Source organism: Rhizobium sp. AC27/96 (assembly GCF_001692325.1).
GTDB lineage: Bacteria > Pseudomonadota > Alphaproteobacteria > Rhizobiales > Rhizobiaceae > Rhizobium.
Genome location: NZ_LXKN01000032.1, coordinates 372278 through 391317, shown reverse-complemented (window position 1 = coordinate 391317; position 19040 = coordinate 372278). Strand labels below are relative to the sequence as shown.

Sequence of the window (19040 nt, the reverse complement as noted above, 5' to 3'; positions counted from 1 at the left end):
CCGCTCCTTGAGGCCGAAATTCAGCCACATTTGCGCCGTTATGCCCTCGGAATGCTAGGCGAGGCGGTTTGAGCAAGTCTGATGAAAACTATGTGATCTCTATCGTGACTGCCGCCATTTTCCGGCATCGTTAGGGTCTCGTTCAGCAAAGCAGCGCACAACTATGATTTCTGGATCTGAGTACATGTCGGTCAGGCTTGTGGGGCGGGCAGGCTGTCATGCCGCTCTCATCGGCGACGATGTGCGGAGGTCCACGGTGTTTAACAGGAGATCCAAATCAGTGCGGTCGAGACGTGCCCCCCGAAGCATCGCCAGGATGCTTAGCCTTTGTACCGTCGCCATCCTCATTGCCAGCGCGCCGCAGTCTTTTGCTGCGGGACAGCAGTCCGATGTTCCAGCTTGGCTCACGGCCCATATGGGTCAGGGCAACGGTCAGATCGCTCGCCCGGTCCTGCAGAGAGCCCGCGCGCTCTACATGCGCAAGGTGGGTGAAGGAAAGGTCAGGAACCCCTGCTACTTCGCGATGGATGCAACGCGCCCCAACGACCCGAGCGACGGCGGCCGGTTCTACATCGTCTGCGAGGCCAGCCAAACATTCCGTGTCGTTTCATCCGGGCACGGCAGTGGTCGCGATCTCAAGGGTGTTGTTGATTTCGGCAACGGACGCATGTGCGCCAGGAACTTCGGCAATGCCATGGATTCAAACCTGACCACTGGCGGCTCCTATATGACCGAGGAGACGAAGACGACGTTCAAGGGCTATTATCCCGCCTCGCAGACCAAGGACGTGGCCTATCTCCGGACCTTCCTTCAGTTCGATGGCGAGGGTGAGACCGCAAATGCCCGGCAGCGCGCAATCGGCGGCCATGCCGCAGCAAAGGTCGCCGGCGTCTGCATGAAGAAGGATCCGCAAAGCCCATATGCCAACCGTGACGGCTACGTGCCTCTCGGCAAGCTGGTGGAATATGCCGGCGGCCGTAGCGATGGCTGCACCAGCTGGGCAGCATCGGATGCCAACCAGATCATTTCGATGGTGAAGGACAATCCGACGACACTCTACATCTATCCGGAGTCGTCCGATATCAACGCGATCGCAAAGACGGTTGCCGGGGGCCGCTCACCATCGCAGGCGGGGTTGTATTGGAATGACTCCTGCCTGAAACAAATCGGTGCTCCGAAGTTCTGGCCGAAGGAATCTCTAGAGCCGGTCATCGTGCAGTACAAGAAGGATCATCCGGCGCCGCCGGCAAAGCCCATACCGATTTGCCAGTAAGCTGACGTTCTCGATAAACGGGGAGGCAAGAGATCATCCGTCGAACCGACGCTCTCTTCCTTCCTGTCTCCACGAACCTCTGGCAGCCGTTTCCTCAAAACGAGGCGAATAAGCGGGAGGGCATGGACTTTTCTGCGCAATTAAGCGATAAAAGCACAGGGTTTCGGCGATCTATGGGTCTGTTTTCCATATTTTCTCGCCACTGATGTCGAATTTTTCCGATGTTCTACCCGATTGATTTTATTCACTTAAAGTCTTGAAGCTGAAGTTATCGGCAGCTTTGCTTCTCCCAGGCATACGAATGCCATGGAACACCGCCCGCAAAACTGATGTTTCCATCAGCGCCGTCATTGTGTTTCAAGCCGGGAATTGCTCTCGAAGTGAAGCTTTCGCTGAGGGGAATCCTAACGATCTAGGCCAATTTTTGTATACCTCCGGCGGTATTGGCCCTCAGCAGAGACATCAGCATGGGACCGATCGCAAACTCTCCCTTCTGGCTTCGGCGTGTGAGATCGCGGAGATAAGCGCCGGCGGATTTGATATGGGAGGCTCGCTCCAGAATGCAGGCTATCACCGTCGCGGTGTTCTCCGGCCCCAGGATCGCGCAGGCCTGATGGTGGGCCTCAGGGCTGATATCGAGCATGGATTTGACGACGACGGATGCTGTCATCAGATCGCGCCAATTTCCGATCTTGCCGCCCGGACCGTAGGCAGCAATTTCCGGGCATGCTCTCATGACCATGTCGAGGGGAAATGCCTTGACTGCGATAGGCTTATCCTTGAGCCTTTCAAAGTGCTGCTGGGCCATGGCAGGCGAAAGCACGCTTTCTTCAAGCGAGTGATCTGTCGGTGCCTGATGTGGCTGTAGCTTCTGTTCTACCGAAGCCGCGGACAACACAACGTGCTGTTTTTGAGGTAGCGCTTCAGATTCAGATAGGGATTCTGAGTCTGAATTCTGTATGTGCCGCTCATTTTGATAGGGATTGCCGCTTAGTTTTGTTGTTTTTGCGTGTTTTTCCAATCGGTTGACGATTTCGTCGTGCAGTCGGCTGAGTTTTGACAGCAAAGCTTCGAGCTGATTGACGTCGGGTGAGCGCGGAAGATTGTCGATGAGGCTACGGAAGCCGGAATGAACGGCCTCCCACTGGCCCTCGACGCCGTCTGAGAGCGCTGTTTCGATCAACTTGAGGATATCACGCCTGTGAAGGCTGACGCGCTCTCTGAGGCTCTGCAGATGAAGGCGCTCGGCAACGACCTCGGCAGCGAGATGTTCGATCTCTTCCGCGCGAGAAACCAGAGGGGCCAGCGAAAAACCATAGGCCTCGTTGACCTCCCCAGCCCTGCTTCTGCGAGCATAGCGTTTGCCGTTCGGACTATCGCGCCGGACGATAAGCCCAGCTTCGATCAGCGCCGCAAGGTGACGGCGGATGGTTTGCTCGGCCATGCCATGGGCGCGCAGAGACAATTGTGCGTTCGAGGGAAATACGACCAGATTAGCTCCATCCGAGAGTTCATTCTTCGGATAGAAGCTCAGGAGTGCGCTGAGAACGGCAAGCGCTCGGTCCGTTACACCAAGAATAGGCTTGGCTTCGCAGAGCGCACGATGGATCTTCCACTTATCGACCGACTTGGCTGGCCTGGCATGTTCAGCTCTTCTCTGAGCTATCAACATGCCAAGCGTCATCGGCCGCCGCCCAAAGGGCGTCGTCACGTATTCAGTGTCCATTTTTCTTCACCTACGTTGAGGCAAAAGAAATTTGCTCACCAAAACGATGCCAAAGACTCTTGACTGTGATTCGGGGAAATGCGATTCTCGATGTGCTTAAGATCGGAGAAGGGCTTCCACGATGGTATCGTTTGGGGGCCTTTTTCTTTTGCGGCTTACGTTTCCTTTCCTTGCTGGAACTCAGTGAAGAGACCCTTCAGTCTCTCCTGTACAAACTGGTCGAATCCGGGTGCCGCCTTGCTGTCGAAAACAAAGGTGGCGCGCGCTGGGGTTCTCTTGAATGTCACGGGTACGCCGGATATGGCGGATGGTTCAGCAGTCGGCTTTGTGGATGCGGGCTTGCCAATCGCCAGAACCATGGCCTGCTGAAAGCGTTCATCGCTGGACATTTTCCGGCTGTTGTCCGCGGACAACTCGGCGACGATCGGCTCGGAAGCAACACCCTCGAGGCGCTCTCCCAGCTCCAGCCATCGCCTACGGCCAATATCAGGTGCTGGGCCAATCGCGCTGATAAGCGCCAGAGGCACCTGCCGCATGACGATCAGCATCTTTGACAAGGCAGCCTTGTCCACGCCAAGCGCGGCCATGATGATATCTCTACCGAAATCACGTTGCTCAAGCCGCAAGGCAAAGAGAGCCCGTTCGATATAGGACAGGTTCGTGCGCGCACTGTTTTCCTGACCCTGACTGACAACGAGCTGATCGTCGGTAAGCTGACGGACAACGGCGCGCACCTTGATGCGAAGTTCCTTTGCCGCAGCCAGGCGCCTGTGCCCATAGGCAACTTGATAGCGCCCTCTGGCCTCGGGATGCGGACGCACCAGGATGGGTACCTGCTGGCCGTGTTCGCGTATCTGCTCCACGAGCTGACCAAGCTCAACCGGATCGATCTCAAGGCGGTCTGTGACGAAGGATCCATCGATAAGATCCGGGTCGACCTCGACGATGGTCTGACCTTCCGCCAGCTGTCGTTCGAGATCGCTGGCCCGCTCCATCTTCTCGGTGATGTTGCCGAGTGTTCTGGTGATGCCGCCAACGGGACCGCCGCTTCTTGCTTGCGGCAGAAAGCCGGCAATCGGTCGAGTATCCTTTGCCGGAACAGTATCGGCGCGCCCCGTGTTCGGAGCCGAAATTTCAATCAGGTTTTTCCGCGCCATCTATCTATTTCCTTCCCCAGGTGGAACGGAGATGCGTCTCGATCTCGCTGTTCACCAGATTGAGCGATTCCAGCGCGCGATCGTAGGTGCCGCGGGTGAACTGAGCTCGTTCGACTTCGTAGAGGGTTTGTTTGGTGACGCCCGCATCGGCAACGGCCGTCGACTTGACCATGGCATTGTGAAGCATGCGGTTGCCGAAGATGGCTTTCATAAAGCCGGTCATCTGGCTCTGCGGCCCGTCATTCGGTTCGAAACGGGTGACGAGATAGCGCATCCAGTCGTAGCTGGTGCGCCCCCCTGCACTCTCGACCACGGACATGAGTTCGCTGGTCATGGTCAGGAACTGAGACATCGACATGACGTCGAGCATCTGCGGGTGCACGGTGATCAGGATCGAGGTCGCCGCGCAGAGCGCTGACATCGTCAGGAAGCCAAGCTGCGGCGGGCAATCAATAACGACGACATCGTAGAAACTCTCGATTTCCGTCAAAGCCTCGCCAATACGTGCAAAGAACATCGTCTCTGCCCTGCCCGCGGCCATTGCCCGCGGCGTCTCGTGTTCGAACTCCATGAGTTCGAGATTCCCGGGTATGAGATGCATGTTCGGCGTATAGGTCGATCGAACGATGTCTGAGATCGGCCGCGGCGCCTCGTAGCGAATGGCGCCATAGAGCGTTTCGCCCTCGCCTACGTCGAGCTCGGGTTGGTGCCCGAACAGGGCGGACAAGGAAGCCTGCGGGTCGAGATCTATGGCCAGCACCCGGTATCCTCTCAGCGCCAGGTATTGCGCGAGATGTGCCGCTGTCGTGGTCTTGCCGGAGCCGCCCTTGAAGTTCATGACCGAGACGATCTGCAGCTTCTCGGACCCCTTGCGCCGTGGCACGTATTTCGGGGTCCCGTTGCGCTCGTCCAGAACGTGGCGGATCCGATCCATATCATCGGCGGTGTATAGTCGGCGGCCGTTTGCCAGCGGATCAGGCCCATGGCCTTCGGCCGCGATCTGGCGAAGGTAGCCTTCTCCGATACCGATAAAGGCTGCGGCTTCCGCTGGCGAGAACATCCGCATCGTCTTCTGCGACTGAGGCGGGAAGAGCTTGGCCTGATGTTGCTGGAGCTGATACGACAGCTCTTGCGCGTCTGTTGCCAGAAGCGTCGGAAGGTGCTCTTGTTCGTCCTGGAGCAGGGGACTCGGTTGCATGGTCGTTTTCCCAATTAACTGCGCAATTGTGACAGAATGCTACTGAACTACGCAGTTACAATATGCTCCGATTCGTGTCCGTTTTACAAATGCTTAAACAATTGGCATTTTTTCTTGAATTTTCGCTCAGTAACTATGCAGGAAACCCGCATTCGGCCGACCGTAATCTTTGAATATTGAGGCTGCGGGATTGGCGGGCGGGGCTAAACTTGCTCTGCCGGTGGGAGAACTTTCAGTCCGTGGGTAGTCCGCGGACTACTGATCTTGCTGAGCGCGGGATGGGTGCCATGGTTTGGGAAACTAAGGGCTGTTGTCCAAGGCGGATCTGTCCTCATTGGACGGGTAGTCCGCGGACCACATCTTGAGCCGATTTAGTCGCTCCCGCTGCGCGGACTTCTTCATGAGAATGGGAAAGGCAGAATTGCGGGGCCATTCATGGCAACCGCCAGCTCAACGGTTGCCGCTGTTTCGACGACCGCTTTATCGAGCCACGCCATCCGAAAGCTTGCGGCGCCCAAGAAGGGAGGCGCGGATCAGGTCCGCTTTGCTGATTGCCGGCGGTGCCGGCTTGGGTTCGGGGTGGTGGACCGGCGCTTTGGTCTGCGTCTGCCGCAGCGTCGTCAGGCGCTCTTGTGCGGCGACCCTGTCTTCGGCGGATAGTGGTTCAGTCGGATTTCCCGAAATATCATGCCGCATCGAGTCAGGCTGCGCGCAGGCAAAATAATACCGCTTCGAATGGAGAAACGCACTGGTTGCCCGGCGAAGCGACATGACGGGCACATCGGGTTTCAGGAGGGGGCGAATTTCACTCCAGAGGCCGAGCGCGAAAGGACGAACCGGATCGCCGGGCCTGGAGGGCAGGATGTCAATGCGCCGAAGCAGAAGTGTATTGATCGCCTCCGCCTTCTTGACATCGAGCGCGGTTGCCACGATCGGACCATTGTTTGTCATCCAAGGTTCTTCCATGAAATCGTTCCTCTGCCTCGAAATCCATTACGAACTGATTGTGAAGTGATTTTGACGGGGAGCAAAGAATTCACCGCCGATCGCCGATGGCCACACTGAGCCGGTGACCATATATGAAAGGACGGAAGCTCCAGCAAGTTTTGGTTAACGGGATTTTTATAGTTGGGCGGATAGCTTGCGTCTGGCCGCGAAAGGTATTGAGTACGCGGCGCCCATCCTTTCGCAAGTCGATCATTCATAAAGATCCCGTTGCTGGTACCATGGGATGATCAAAGTCCTCGCGCTTCATTGATCGATAAAGACATCGCCATATTCCTCTGGTGGAGGAATGCCACGGCCATTTTCTACGAGATTATCCAAGTTGGGCATCAAGCCAAAGGTGCATAGCGTCGCAGGCTCTTGTGATCTCTCTCGGGGTGAGGGCTATTGCCCGGATACAGGCATCCCAGCCCGTCTGACATTCTCAGTTGATGTGGGAATCGCCGGGTCGCTCCAATCTCACGCATCAGGTTGGAAGAACGGTCGGGACAGTCAGGCCGTCGCACGCAATCTGGCAGCGTCGGTTCGAGCAGACGTCCACCGCGTTCCCGTGTGATCTTGTAGGCAGCCGATCTGCATTCCCTATGGTCCAAGAAAATGTCATTGCGATTTGTGGCTCAAGGACGTTTCAAATATGCCGGGATAACCTGCTCGCGCGCCGCAAGCGCCGGCTTGGTGGATGTTCTTTCGCGCGGTACATAGCGCCTTGAGATTGGTGAGGTGCGAGCCTCGATCGACGATTTGTCTTCTGGAGAGATATCTTGAACGCAAAACTATTCTTGCCTCTGGGCATTGCTCTCTCGCTCTCCTGCGGTTCGAGTGCCCTGGCTTTCGATAAGGCCGCCTTCTTTGACGCGGCGCTCTGCAAGCCAGCCTATACGACAGAGTCGGCCACGAAAATGTACGACGAAGCGGAGAAGCTTGCGAAGGCCGACATGTCGCTGATGACGGCGGCTATTTACAAGTTGCCCGCGGACTTCGGCCGGCAGGGTTTCAAGACCAGTGAACTCGTCTTTGCCGGCACCAGCTTTGGTATTCTGGTCGATGGCTTGCGGGCTGACGATCTTGCCAAGACCTATCATCTGAAATCGGATGATCTCGGCAGTCTTCTTGGAACGGCGACAAAGTCATACGCACGAGCGCTGGCCAAAGCCGATCAGCCATCGGCCGAGATGGGAATCGTATCCGTCGTTGCCCGCGAGTCGGCTGCCTTTCCGGGCAAAACCCTGCTCGCCTGCGAATTCGTGTCAAACGAGGATCGCGAAGCTCTGAAGCAAATTCAGGCGAAATAAACTCGCCGTCCGGCACGTCGAGCTTCCGCGAACGCGGTGATGAGGCGGATACTGGACGGTTTCCCGCATCGCACGGCCTTCGGGACAACGTAATCGTCGCTTGCCGATCATGTGACATCGCACCTAGAGGCGATATCGGCGACGGAAGTTATGGAGACTTTCACTTCGCATATGGAAAAGCGATCAGCTAATTCATGTGGTTAATGCAACCTAAAAAGTGCTGAGATATGCGCCGTCGCTGACGCGCTTCGGCAGCATGGTTTGTCACACGCCAACCAAACCTCCCTTTCGACACCAACTTGATAAAGACGTTGAGTTTTCGACTGCGCTATGTCATAGGCGCTGACACTCCGTATTGCCGCGGCTGCTGAACCCAGGCACTCACGGAGAATAAAATGAACGCGCCATCATTCATCTGCCGCACCAGCAATATTGCTGGGCATGTCATCAGGTCTGTCGTAGCTCACGATGAACCGGAGCAGAATTTCGTACGTTCACTTGCGGATCTTGCCAGTGCTCTGCCAACGCCCGAGGCGCTGGTGCAGAAGCACGCCTCGCTTCGAGCCGTCGTTACGACCCCCGACTTTCATCCCGGCAAACCTGTTCCGGTCGGCGTTGTCGCAGATCTCGAGGGTGCAGTTCTTCCGCACATGATCGGTTCGGACATTGGATGCGGGATGCGTATGATTGTTCTTGAAGATGTCACGGCAGATCAATTGTCGACACCACTTCTCGATCACCATCTCCGCCATCTCTTCTTTGAAGGTGGGCGCGATATCGCTCTGACGGGATTGGATCGGCACGCGATTCTGCGCGAGGGCTTGCCAGGGCTCCTCGATAACTTGCAGCGGACGAGCAAAGGTCTGCTCTCCAAGCTGGATCTTTCTCGAAGGTGGGCCGATCTCGAGCGCCATTCGGACAATGGCATTTTCTCCTGCGACGACATCGATCCAGATTTTGCGGATTATGCGCAGATCGATGACCACCACCGCCGCGACGCCATCCTTGGTACGATCGGTGGTGGGAACCACTTTGTCGAACTCGGCTACGTCGATCACGTTGCGGATGGCACATTCGCTCGAGCTGCGGGACTGAAGTCAGGTTCAGTTGTCCTTGTCGTCCATTCCGGTTCCCTGGACTTCGGGCAGCGAGTGGGCACAGCGACGAAAGAGAGAGGCAGGGCTAAGGCAAGAGTTGGCGAGGATTGGCGGGTGCTCTCCATGGAGATGCAGTCGGATCTCTACCGGAGATACATGAACGGCCACGCAAATGCGGTGAATGCCGCCTTCGCCAATCGCTTCTTTATCGGGTTGGCGGCGGTGGAGGCTGTAGCGCGCGCGTTGGGGCGAGAAGTCGAACACCGTCTCGTATACGACGCTCCGCACAATACCGTCTGGGAAAGCGGAGATATCGTACGCCACAGAAAGGGCGCCTGCCCGGCCAGGGGCTCTGGCGCCATGGCTTCCAGTCCATATGAATGGCATGGCGAGCCAGTCATTCTTCCCGGATCAATGGGTGATGGTACGTGGCTGCTTGCCGGATGCGGTTCAACCGACTTTCTGGAATCGGCTGCACATGGGGCGGGACGTAAGCTATCGCGGCAGGAAGCGCGTTCGAAAACGAACATCAGCGCTGGGCTGCGCGTAATCGGTCCCGTTGACCCTCAAAGCCCGACTTTGCGTGGCAGGCAGGATATCGTGGCCGAGATCCAGGCGCGTCTCAAGGAAGAGGCACCGGCGGCATACAAGCCAATAGACAGTGTGGTGAGACCGATGGCCGAAGCGGGTATGGTAACGAAAGTTGCGAAGATCACTCCGATGATCACCGTAAAAGGTTGATGTACACAGCGCCAACTGGAAAGATGCAGACTTGGGAGTAACGTGCCATCTAGTTCCGACGATCTGTCTGCACTACTGAGCGCGTCGGGACAAAATTGGGGGTGGAATGAAAAGGCTTGTAATTCTGACGGCCATTGCCATGGCTGGTCTTTCGGTGTCTGCGCTGGCCGCGCCGGTCGCGACCAAGAATAGGTACGAGCTCGACAAAAACATGTTGGGCGATCCCGCGGCTCTCAATTGGAACATCGAGGCATGCAGCCACAGTGGCATAACTCCGGAAACGCGGGAGAAGCTTGCAAAACTTATGGGCGTCTCGGAGGCCAATGTTCGGTATGAGTTTTGCCGTCGTATCTTGATGGCATATGCGAAGGGCGCCATCCCCTATGACGACTATGCCCGATTTACCCAAGGCGGCGGCATGGCGCCAAGCATCGCGCGGGCTTTGAAGATCTCGGGTTTGAGACCACTGCCGCCGCAAAGTCGCGGGCAAGGCGAGATTGTCCTTCCGGCGTCAGCGAGAATGGATTCCGGGGAGATGTTCAAGGGGTCCACGATTGCGTTCAACCACAAGGGACGCTTTTCGGTGCAATCATCGAGACGGTCGATGAAATGCACGGGCACCTATGACCTGAACGATCGGCGCCCGACTGTGACCCTTCCATTCAAATGTTCGGACGGTCGCAGTGGGCTCGCCGAAGTCACGAGAGCACCCGACCTAATGTCGGCATGGGGCACGGTGAAACTGTCCGACGGAAGCAAGGGCCGGCTGACCGTCGGTACGGTGCGGAAACACCCGTGACCGGTATGGACGAGCGTTCCCGCGGCTTCCTGCGGACCATCAGGACGAGGCATTGTCTCCAGATGAGTTGCGGCGCTTCGCGTCTATCGCAAACCGCTTTTTGATTCTGTCGACAGGGGTTCCATCCGACAGCGGCACTTGAACGAGCCTGTCATAGGTCTGGAAGCCCATCTTCTCGTAATAGGTAAGTCCACTGACGTTGTCGGCTCGAATGGTCGCATTGATGAATTCGAACCCGAGCTCTTCTGCGGCAGCTCGGGTTGCGGGGAAGAGAGCACTTCCCACGCCGCGCGCACTTGAGTTCATACGGGCAAATGTCGCGATGTCGGCGAGTCCTTTCGGCGGGTCGCCGTACAAGCTCAGAGACTGAAAACCGACGAGCAACCCATCATGTTCGGCAACGTGGCAAACGAGGGCGAACTCGCCATCGATGAACCACTCCGCAAATTCCTCAGCCGAAAGTGGCGTCTCGAGCGCGGTGGTTCCGCCGGCCCGGATGATCTCGTTCAGGAGGCCGGATAGTTCCTCGGCGTCGGCGGTTGCGGCCTTTCGAATATGCATGCCTTTATTACCTCATCTTAGGCTGAGAACGTATTGGCGGCTGGAAAATGCAGGTGATAGCCTCATCCATGGTGCCGTCAACGCGACCTGCGGTGCAACTTTTGAAGATCATCGCTCAGCTCTGCAATTGGAAGCAGCCAGGTAAATCCCTAGCTGAAAGCCGGAGCGATTGCGATCGCCAAACTCAACCGAGCGGTGGCATTTTGAGGCCTTTTTCTACAGATCTTGGGGCACGCGCTATACCGGATCGCGCGCAGTGATCCCCGCTTCCCGGTTCCTTTTTCCTGCGCCTGTTCCCCATTGGGAACGGCTGAAGTCCAATAGAGAGTACTAATTTTGCATCGCACTATTCTTTTGTTGTCTTCAATCTCGTTAAAACATTAATTTCCCAGAAATGATTTCCAATTTTTCTTGATGATTAAAAGTCATACTCATCGAGGGTGAATATCGAGACGTAGATATACTGTTTATTAATTAAGCGCATCTAGCTTTCTTGAGATACAAGCGGTTCGGTCGTGGTTTGCCGCTTGCGGAATATTGTTTCTGTCAAGGCACGCGGGGGGCGGGCCGCGCGATTGCAGCGCCACCCAAGAAGGTGGTGATATGATTTTGAAATCCGCAACTAGCCGCAATATTTTCGCTGTCGCCGCATGCGGCGTGATCGCCACCGTGGCCGCTTCGGCCATCCTGTTCGATTCCGCTTATACGACGATCCGCCGGTCCAGCCTCGACCAGATGCGAGAGATCGCCGACACGACGGCGGCCGGATCCGAAAAGGCCCTGGGATCATCGATCACCGTCGTCAATTCGCTCGAGACCGTGCTTTCAACCATGAAGGAAACGGGCAATGCAAACCGGACGACTGCCGACGATCTCCTGAAGAACATGCTCGAAGACAATCCGGCGGCGCTTGGCGTCTGGACCGGCTGGGAGCCGAACGCCTTCGATGGCAAGGATAAGGATTTCGCCGGCAAGGACGGCAATGATGCGACAGGCCGCTATATCCCATACTGGGTTCGCAGCGGCGGCAAGATTACGCATGTTCCGCTCGCCGACTATACCGTTTCCGGAGCAGGGGACTATTACCAGCTCCCCTTCAACCAGCAGAAGACTGTCGTCATCGAGCCCTATTCCTATGCTATCGATGGCAAGCAGGTGCTGATGACCTCCATCGCCAAGCCGATCATGATCGATGGCAAGCCTGTCGGCGTTACCGGTCTCGACATCGCCCTCGATGACGCCCAGAAAGCCATTTCCACCATCCATCCCATGGGCACCGGCTTTATGAGCCTGGTCACCGGAGGAGGGGGGATGATCAGCCATCCCGACGGCGCGCTCATCGGAAAGAATATCAAGGATGGCGGCGCCCAGACGGCTGGTTGGGACCAGCTGATCGCCAATCCCGGCACCGAACGCGAAATTACCGGTCCCGACGGCAGCATCTATTTTGCGGTCGCCGAACCGGTGAAACTGACCGATGGCATATCCTGGTATGCGATCGTGGCCGTGCCGAAGGCGACCGTATTCGCGCAGGTCGACAATGTCGTGAAGAACGCCATCGCGGTCACCTCGATCGCCGCCGTCCTCCTTGGACTTGCCGGCTGGCTGATCGCCCGGCGGTTCGTTCGCCGCATCGAGAATGTCATCGGCGAAACCGACCGGATCGCCAATGGCGATCTGAATGTGACGCTTAAGGATCGTGAAGCCCGCGACGAAATCGGGGATCTTTCCCGGTCGCTGAATATCCTGCTGGAAAGCAATCGTGAAAAGATGCGGCTCGAAGCCGAGGCCGAAGCCAGCCGCGCGACACAGGAGACGGAGCGCGCCGAGCGCGCCCGCGTCAACGATGCCCAGGAAGCGGAAGTGAAATTCGCTGTCGGCGAACTTGCAGCCGGGCTTGCGCAGCTTTCGGATGGCAACATGACGGCAAGGCTCGACCGGCCGTTCACATCGGCGCTGGATGAAATTCGCGGCAACTTCAATGCCTCGGTCGAAAAGCTGCAGGCCGCGATGATTTCCTTCTCCGAGAATGCATCCGTGATCCAGAGCGGCTCGGAGGAAATCCGCGTGGGAGCGGACGATCTCGCCCGGCGTACGGAACAGCAGGCGGCTTCGGTTGAAGAGACGGCCGCAGCGCTCGAGCAGATCACCACCTCCATCAAGGATTCGACCACGCGCGCCGAAGAAGCCGCAGCTTTGGTCGGCCGCACGAAGGACAATGCCGAACGTTCCGGTGAAATCGTTCACAGCGCGGTCGAGGCGATGAACGGCATCGAACGGTCCTCGCAATCGATCTCCAACATTATCGGCGTCATCGACGAGATCGCCTTCCAGACGAACCTGCTTGCCCTCAATGCCGGGGTCGAGGCTGCCCGCGCCGGCGAAGCCGGTAGAGGGTTTGCCGTTGTCGCCCAGGAGGTTCGTGAGCTGGCTCAACGCTCAGCCACGGCGGCAAAGGAAATCAAGGCGCTGATTCACTCATCCGGCGATCAGGTGAAGAAAGGTGTCAGCCTCGTCGGCCAGACCGGGGAGGCCCTGCGCGCAATCGTTCAGGAGGTCCAGCAGATCGACAGCAATGTACAGGCGATCGTGCAGTCAGCCCGGGAACAGTCGACCGGCCTGCAGGAAATCAATACCGCCGTCAACCAGATGGACCAGGCGACCCAGAAGAATGCGGCGATGGTGGAGGAATCCAATGCCGCGTCCCATACGCTGGCAAGCGAGGTCTCCTCACTCTCGGCCCGACTCGGGCAGTTCAAGCTGGACGGTGCCGCAGGAAAGGTGGTTTCGCTGGGCTCCTCGGCACCGGGCAGAAGTGCAAGCCCCGCCCGAACCGCCGCGGCCACCCCGAGCGCCGGGCTTTCAGGCCAAAGGGCACTGGGCGAGAGACTCCGCTCCGCCTTCAAAGGGGCTGCGCCGGCAGCGGCAGACCCGGCATGGGAAGACTTCTGAGGTTTCCCATGCCCTTCGAAGCGATAAGATTCGGATAGCTACCGCAGCACGTGCCACAGCATCGACCATCTGATTTGGCTCAGACTTCCTTGAGCCAAATCGAGCCCTTCAGGCTTCCGATCAAAGTAGCGCTCGCCTCGTTCAAGCCCAGCACATCGGCGGGGATATGATGCGCCTTGAAACGCTCGACCACCTTGTCGAGCGCGGCAACGGCGGTGATGTCCCAGAAATGTGCTTGTGACACGTCGATAAGAACCGTCATGCCATTCGCTTCTTCTATGTCGAAAGCCTCTACGAACACATCCGCCGATGCGAAAAAAACCTGGCCTGTCACGCGGTAGGTCAGCCGCTTGGCCGAAGCGTCTGTCTCGGTATCGACTTGCAGAAGGCGAGCGACCTTGAACGTGAAGAACACGCCGCTCAAAAGCACGCCAACGGTTACACCCAGCGCCAGGTTCGAGCTGAACACCGTAACGAGGACGGTCAAGACCATCACGGCGCTCGACGTCTTCGGGTGAACGACCATTGCCTTCAGCGACGACCAGTCGAACGTATCGATCGACACCATCACCATGATGGCCACGAGTGCCGCGACGGGAACCTGCGACACCCATGGCTTGAGGAGAACCATCAGGATCAGCAGGAGCGCGCCTGCAAACAAGGTCGAGAGACGCCCGCGTCCGCCGTATTTCACGTTGCTGACCGTCTGGCCGATCATGCCGCAGCCTGCAATACCGCCGAACAGGCTCGCTGCGGCATTAGCGATGCCAAGCCCGGTGCATTCCCTGTTCTTCGAGCTGGGCGTGCCGGTGAGGTCGTCGACGACACTGGCCGTCATCATCGATTCCAGCAGACCCACCATGGCGATGGCGAGCGCCGGCCCGGCGATGATTGTCAGGGTTTCCGCTGTCAGGGGAACGGCGGGCCAGCTCAGGATCGGGAGCGAGTCCGGCAACTTGCCAAGATCGGCAATCGTCATCACGGGCAGCTGCAGGGAGATCGAGACGACGGTCAAGATGAGGATGCAGATCAACGGCGAGGGGATCGCCGTCGTGATCCTTGGTACGAGGTAGATGATCGCGAGCCCTGCGGCGAGCATGGCATAGCCAAGCCAGTCTCCGCCGATGATGTGCGGAAGCTGGGCCCCGAAGATCAGGATCGCCAGAGCGTTGACGAAGCCGGTGCGCACGGACTTCGAGACAAAGCGCATGAGGACTCCGAGGCGCAAAAGCCCGAACGCAATCTGGAAAAGGCCGGCGAGCAAGCCGGCGGCAAAAAGGTAGGGCAGGCCATGGGTATGGACCAAGGGCGCGGCGACAAGCGCGACGGAGCCCGCCGCGGCCGAGATCATGGCGGGACGACCGCCGGTGAAGGCGATGACGATGCCGATGATGAAGGAAGCGAAGAGGCCGACCTGAGGGTCGACGCCCGCGACGAAGGAAAAGGCAATGACTTCCGGGATCAGCGCAAACGTCGCGACGGCTCCGGCGAGCATTTCGCGCGTGGGACTGGCGGACCAATCCCGGCGGATGGATGAGAGTTTCATGTGATGACGGTCTCGCAAAGCATAGCGAACACGCTGGGTGCAGCGGTTTTGGGTGACATGCTGGTTTTGCGTGGTCTGGCGGATCGGCGGCCAGAAGAGCCACCCGGAGTTTCACCGGGTCCGTGGTGAGTACGTTGCTTATGGCCAGAATTTTTCCGCGACGCAACGTGAAATTTTGCCGCCGTCATGCCGGCGCCAGGGCACCTGTGCCGATGCCCTGGTTCTTCGTCCACATAACTCTTGCCTAGGCCAGCTGATCTTTGGCCAGGTGGTAAAAGTACATGGCTCCACGCTCTAGGATGTCATCGTTAAAGTCGTAGGTCGTGGTGTGCAGACCGGCGCTGTCGCCATTGCCGATGAGGACATAGGCGCCTGGAACTCTTTCGAGCAGGAATGAGAAGTCCTCGCTCCCCATCAAGGGAAGGTCGAGCTCGGTAAAGGAATCCTCGCCGAAGTGCCGTTTGATCGTCGACTTTACCGCCTCTGCGGCATCCTTGTCATTGATGGTCGCGGGATAGCCCACCTGCCAGTCAAGCGAGATATCGGCACCGTAGCTCTTGGCCTGAAACGTGGCGATCTGCTCGACGCGTTCGCGTATCTCTTCACGTACCTTCGGGTTCATCGCCCGCATGCTGATCTCCAGCACAGCGGTGTCGGGAATGATGTTGGACGCCGAGCCTGACAGGAAGGCGCCGACGGTGACAACGGATGGCTGGTGAGGGGAAATGTTGCGTGACACCAGCGTCTGCAGCGCCATGACGATGCTGGAGCCGACGACCACGGGATCGACGGTCAATTCCGGCTGTGCGCCATGACCACCCTTGCCCTTCACCGTCAGCGTCAGGACGTCGATCGAGGCGGCAACCGGTCCGGCGCGGGTTGCGAAAGTACCGGCCGGAATGCCGGGCCAGTTATGCAGCGCGAAAACCCGCTCGCAGGGAAAGCGCTCGAACAGGCCGTCCTCGATCATCAGCTTGCCGCCGCCGAAGTTTTCTTCCGCCGGCTGGAAAATGAAATGCACGGTTCCCGAGAAGTTCTTGTCTTGCGACAGCGCCCAGGCGGCACCGAGAAGCATGCTGGTATGGCCGTCATGGCCGCAGGCATGCATGGCGCCGGGATGCTGGCTGGCATAGGGAAGATTGGTTTCCTCATGCATGGGCAAGGCATCGAAGTCTGCGCGGAAACCGATGGCGCGATTGCTGCTGCCGGCGCGAAGGGTAGCGACGATGCCTGTGGTGGCGAGGCCACGCGTTACCTCAAAGCCCCATTTCTGAAGCTGCTCCGCAATGAAATCCGAGGTCTTGAATTCAGACAATCCGATCTCGGGCATCTGATGCAGGCTATGGCGGATCTCGATGAGATCGGGGAGGAAGCCTTGGAAGTCGATATCGTTCATTGTGGTCCTCATGCCATCTGAAGGAATTGACGAAGTCGCGGGGATTCCGGATTGCGCATCATGGTCTCCGGCGCGCCGCGCTCCTCGACCAGGCCTTTGTGAAGGAAGATCACCTCGCTGGAAATATCGCGGGCGAGCGCCATTTCGTGGGTGACCATCACCATGGTGCGGCCCTCTTCGGCCAGCTTCTTGATCACCTGAAGCACTTCGTTGACGAGTTCCGGGTCAAGGGCGGATGTCGGCTCGTCGAAAAGCATCACTTCCGGGCTCATGGCGAGTGCACGGGCAATCGCCGCGCGTTGTTGCTGCCCGCCGGATAGCTGCGCCGGATATTGATCGCGCTTCGGCGTAATGCCGACTTTCTCCATCAACACCTCGGCTTCGGCGATCGCATCCTTGCGGGACGTGCCGAGCACGTGGATCGGACCTTCGATGATGTTTTCGAGGATTGTACGGTGAGACCAGAGATTGAAGCTCTGGAAGACCATGCCGAGGCGGGTGCGGATATGTTCCAGCTGCCGCGGATCGGCCGCATGCAACTTGCCGCCGCGCGACGGTGCCGTGCGGATGGCCTCGCCTGCGACCGAGATTTCGCCCTTGTCCGGCGTTTCGAGATAGTTGATGCAGCGCAGCAGTGTGCTTTTACCCGAGCCGCTGCTGCCGATCAGCGAGATCACGTCGCCCTTGCGTGCCTCAAACGAGATGCCCTTCAAGACCTCGACACTGCCGAAGCTCTTGTGGATGTCTCGCACCGAAAGTACTGTCTCGACCATTTCAATTTCTCCCGAGGCTTTCGAACTCACGCACGAACGGCGCGATAGCGCGTCATGCGGAATTCGACGACGTTCATGATCCGGGTCAGGATGAAGACCACGGCGAAATAGATGATGCCGGCGGCGATCAGCGGTTCGAAGATCAGCAGCGACTGGCGCTGCAGCATCCGGGCCGTCCCCATCACTTCGAGAATGGTGATGGTCGAGGCGAGCGATGTCGTCTTCAACAGGATGATCAGATCGCTTGTGAGAACCGGCAGGCAATGGCGGAACGCCTGCGGCAGCGTTACGCGCCGAAGGATCGTCCATCGCGTCATGCCGATCGAAAGCGCGGCTTCGATCTGGCCGCGCGGGATCGCCTGGATGGCGCCGCGAATGACTTCGGCATTGTAGGATGCCTGGTTCAGGCTGAGGGCCGCGATCGCATACCAGAGGCCATCGCGCAGATAGGGCCAGAGGAAGCTGTGGCGGACCCAGGTGCCGGGCAGGATCTGACCGAGGCCGTAATAGACCAGGTAAATCTGCACCAGCAGCGGCGTCCCGCGAAAGGCGAAGGTGAAGGCGAAGGCAGGCCATGCGAGCAGCCGGTATTTCGACAGGCGGGCAAGGGCTGCAAGCGTGCCGATGATCAGGCCGAAGATGCCGGCCGTTGCCGTCAGCAGCAGCGTGAGCGGCGTTGCCTTGATGAGGGCGGGTAGAAAGGAAATGACGTTGGTGATCGTTTCCATCAGCGATGCCCCCGGTTCAGGTAGTGCTCGATGCGGCTGATCAGGAACACGGACACCAAGGTAATGAGCAGGAAGAGCAGGGCGGTAAGACCGTAAAACAGGATGTATTGCTTTGTGCTCGCAGCTGCGCGGTAGCCGGTATAGAGCAACTCGCTGAAGGAGCCGAGCACCGAAATGATGGCGCTTTCCTTGGTGATGGAGAGCCAGAGATTGCCCATTCCGGGCACCGCGTGGCGCATCATCTGCGGAAGGATGACGCGGATCAGGATCTTGCGTCGGCGCATGCCGATCGACACGGCGGCCTCGATTTGTCCCGGCGGCACCGCGAGATAGGCTGATCTGAGAACCTCGGTCATAAAGGCGCCGGAGACGAAGGCGAGCGCAATGATCGCCGCCCAGAAGGGGCTGAACTGGAAGCCGTCATCGACGAGGCCGGCATATTTCAGGAAACGCTCGGCGCCGCTCGCGACGGAGAAATAGAGCAGAAGGATGACCAGGAGTTCCGGCAGCGAGCGCACGACCGTCGTATAAAGTCCGGCCGCAAAGCGTAGGGATCGATGGTGCGAAAGCTTGCCCGCGGCGCCGAGAAAGCCGAAGCCTACGGCCACTATGTAAGAGATGATCGAGACCTGAAGGGTCATCAGCAGACTCCAGGCGAAATTGCCGCCCCAGCCTTCCGGGCCCCAGCCGAGCAAGTGCCAATATGAGTCCATGCATTCTACCTGCTCGATCCGGCTTTGCTTTTGAAGTGAGCCGGTCGGCCCTTGTTGTTGCCGATAGTGCGGGATCAGGCGCC

At 58.2% G+C, this 19040-nt stretch carries 15 protein-coding genes and 1 other annotated feature; of the genes, 5 read left to right on the top strand and 10 right to left on the bottom strand.

Annotated elements, in window-relative coordinates:
• The first annotated feature begins 316 nt into the window (after window positions 1-316).
• A complete protein-coding gene (locus A6U86_RS23465; RefSeq protein ID WP_198929084.1) occupies window positions 317-1273 on the top strand; it encodes a murein L,D-transpeptidase catalytic domain family protein in 957 nt (318 codons plus the stop codon).
• 412 nt (window positions 1274-1685) lie between these two features.
• On the opposite strand, the gene repC is transcribed toward A6U86_RS23465, so the two are convergent.
• The 4 genes from repC to A6U86_RS23445 form a co-directional block, all read right to left on the bottom strand.
• Window positions 1686-2999 carry a plasmid replication protein RepC gene (repC, locus tag A6U86_RS23460; RefSeq protein WP_068395768.1) on the bottom strand — a complete coding sequence of 438 codons (1314 nt, stop codon included), beginning with the start codon at window positions 2997-2999 and terminating at the stop codon, window positions 1686-1688.
• A gap of 155 nt (window positions 3000-3154) precedes the next feature.
• Window positions 3155-4156: a plasmid partitioning protein RepB gene (gene repB / locus A6U86_RS23455; RefSeq protein ID WP_068395765.1), complete on the bottom strand. Its 1002-nt coding sequence runs from the start codon at window positions 4154-4156 to the stop codon at window positions 3155-3157.
• Window positions 4157-4160: 4 nt separating this feature from the next.
• Window positions 4161-5354: a plasmid partitioning protein RepA gene (gene repA / locus A6U86_RS23450; protein ID WP_068395763.1), complete on the bottom strand. Its 1194-nt coding sequence runs from the start codon at window positions 5352-5354 to the stop codon at window positions 4161-4163.
• Window positions 5355-5834: 480 nt separating this feature from the next.
• The gene (locus A6U86_RS23445) at window positions 5835-6320 is read right to left on the bottom strand and encodes a ProQ/FINO family protein (RefSeq protein ID WP_068395760.1); all 486 of its coding nucleotides are present in this window, start codon (window positions 6318-6320) and stop codon (window positions 5835-5837) included.
• 800 nt (window positions 6321-7120) lie between these two features.
• Between A6U86_RS23445 and A6U86_RS23440 the strand changes: the two genes are divergently transcribed.
• From A6U86_RS23440 to A6U86_RS23425, 3 genes are all read left to right on the top strand, one after another.
• On the top strand, window positions 7121-7651 hold the full coding sequence (locus A6U86_RS23440; RefSeq protein WP_198929083.1) for a hypothetical protein: 531 nt from the start codon (window positions 7121-7123) through the stop codon (window positions 7649-7651).
• Window positions 7652-8046: 395 nt separating this feature from the next.
• Window positions 8047-9489: an RtcB family protein gene (locus A6U86_RS34855; RefSeq protein ID WP_083196948.1), complete on the top strand. Its 1443-nt coding sequence runs from the start codon at window positions 8047-8049 to the stop codon at window positions 9487-9489.
• A gap of 106 nt (window positions 9490-9595) precedes the next feature.
• Window positions 9596-10288 carry a hypothetical protein gene (locus A6U86_RS23425; RefSeq protein WP_068395748.1) on the top strand — a complete coding sequence of 231 codons (693 nt, stop codon included), beginning with the start codon at window positions 9596-9598 and terminating at the stop codon, window positions 10286-10288.
• A gap of 39 nt (window positions 10289-10327) precedes the next feature.
• Here the strand turns inward: A6U86_RS23425 and A6U86_RS23420 are convergent, their stop codons facing one another.
• Entirely contained in the window at window positions 10328-10849 is a 522-nt protein-coding gene (locus tag A6U86_RS23420) for a GNAT family N-acetyltransferase (RefSeq protein ID WP_068395745.1), read from the bottom strand.
• A gap of 603 nt (window positions 10850-11452) precedes the next feature.
• Here A6U86_RS23420 and A6U86_RS23415 point away from each other — a divergent pair.
• Window positions 11453-13801 (top strand): methyl-accepting chemotaxis protein, encoded by a 2349-nt coding sequence (locus A6U86_RS23415; RefSeq protein WP_068395743.1) that lies wholly within the window; start codon window positions 11453-11455, stop codon window positions 13799-13801.
• 79 nt (window positions 13802-13880) lie between these two features.
• Here A6U86_RS23415 and A6U86_RS23410 read toward each other — a convergent pair whose 3' ends face one another.
• The 5 genes from A6U86_RS23410 to A6U86_RS23390 all read right to left on the bottom strand — a co-directional run bounded on the left by A6U86_RS23410 (window position 13881) and on the right by A6U86_RS23390 (window position 18957).
• Window positions 13881-15347 (bottom strand): SulP family inorganic anion transporter, encoded by a 1467-nt coding sequence (locus A6U86_RS23410; RefSeq protein ID WP_068395740.1) that lies wholly within the window; start codon window positions 15345-15347, stop codon window positions 13881-13883.
• A 69-nt stretch (window positions 15348-15416) separates the two neighbouring features.
• Window positions 15417-15472 (bottom strand) — a sequence feature (sul1 is cis-regulatory element that is thought to sense ions involved in sulfur or methionine metabolism; They are found in Alphaproteobacteria).
• 119 nt (window positions 15473-15591) lie between these two features.
• Window positions 15592-16743 (bottom strand): M20 aminoacylase family protein, encoded by a 1152-nt coding sequence (locus A6U86_RS23405; protein WP_068395737.1) that lies wholly within the window; start codon window positions 16741-16743, stop codon window positions 15592-15594.
• 8 nt (window positions 16744-16751) lie between these two features.
• Window positions 16752-17516 carry an ABC transporter ATP-binding protein gene (locus A6U86_RS23400; RefSeq protein WP_068395734.1) on the bottom strand — a complete coding sequence of 255 codons (765 nt, stop codon included), beginning with the start codon at window positions 17514-17516 and terminating at the stop codon, window positions 16752-16754.
• Window positions 17517-17542: 26 nt separating this feature from the next.
• Window positions 17543-18244 carry an ABC transporter permease gene (locus A6U86_RS23395; protein WP_068395731.1) on the bottom strand — a complete coding sequence of 234 codons (702 nt, stop codon included), beginning with the start codon at window positions 18242-18244 and terminating at the stop codon, window positions 17543-17545.
• Window positions 18244-18957, bottom strand: coding sequence for an ABC transporter permease (locus tag A6U86_RS23390; protein ID WP_068395728.1), 714 nt, complete (start codon window positions 18955-18957; stop codon window positions 18244-18246). Before A6U86_RS23390 ends, A6U86_RS23395 begins: the two co-directional genes overlap by 1 nt.
• Window positions 18958-19040 lie beyond the last annotated feature (83 nt).

What these genes read in the sequence shown, in the direction of transcription:
- A6U86_RS23465 (WP_198929084.1), top strand. Translation starts at nt 317, where the DNA reads ATGCTTAGCCTTTGTACCGTCGCCATCCTCATTGCCAGCGCGCCGCAG.
- repC (WP_068395768.1), bottom strand. Translation starts at nt 2,999, where the DNA reads ATGGACACTGAATACGTGACGACGCCCTTTGGGCGGCGGCCGATGACG.
- repB (WP_068395765.1), bottom strand. Translation starts at nt 4,156, where the DNA reads ATGGCGCGGAAAAACCTGATTGAAATTTCGGCTCCGAACACGGGGCGC.
- repA (WP_068395763.1), bottom strand. Translation starts at nt 5,354, where the DNA reads ATGCAACCGAGTCCCCTGCTCCAGGACGAACAAGAGCACCTTCCGACG.
- A6U86_RS23445 (WP_068395760.1), bottom strand. Translation starts at nt 6,320, where the DNA reads ATGGAAGAACCTTGGATGACAAACAATGGTCCGATCGTGGCAACCGCG.
- A6U86_RS34855 (WP_083196948.1), top strand. Translation starts at nt 8,047, where the DNA reads ATGAACGCGCCATCATTCATCTGCCGCACCAGCAATATTGCTGGGCAT.
- A6U86_RS23425 (WP_068395748.1), top strand. Translation starts at nt 9,596, where the DNA reads ATGAAAAGGCTTGTAATTCTGACGGCCATTGCCATGGCTGGTCTTTCG.
- A6U86_RS23420 (WP_068395745.1), bottom strand. Translation starts at nt 10,849, where the DNA reads ATGCATATTCGAAAGGCCGCAACCGCCGACGCCGAGGAACTATCCGGC.
- A6U86_RS23415 (WP_068395743.1), top strand. Translation starts at nt 11,453, where the DNA reads ATGATTTTGAAATCCGCAACTAGCCGCAATATTTTCGCTGTCGCCGCA.
- A6U86_RS23410 (WP_068395740.1), bottom strand. Translation starts at nt 15,347, where the DNA reads ATGAAACTCTCATCCATCCGCCGGGATTGGTCCGCCAGTCCCACGCGC.
- A6U86_RS23405 (WP_068395737.1), bottom strand. Translation starts at nt 16,743, where the DNA reads ATGAACGATATCGACTTCCAAGGCTTCCTCCCCGATCTCATCGAGATC.
- A6U86_RS23400 (WP_068395734.1), bottom strand. Translation starts at nt 17,516, where the DNA reads ATGGTCGAGACAGTACTTTCGGTGCGAGACATCCACAAGAGCTTCGGC.
- A6U86_RS23395 (WP_068395731.1), bottom strand. Translation starts at nt 18,244, where the DNA reads ATGGAAACGATCACCAACGTCATTTCCTTTCTACCCGCCCTCATCAAG.
- A6U86_RS23390 (WP_068395728.1), bottom strand. Translation starts at nt 18,957, where the DNA reads ATGGACTCATATTGGCACTTGCTCGGCTGGGGCCCGGAAGGCTGGGGC.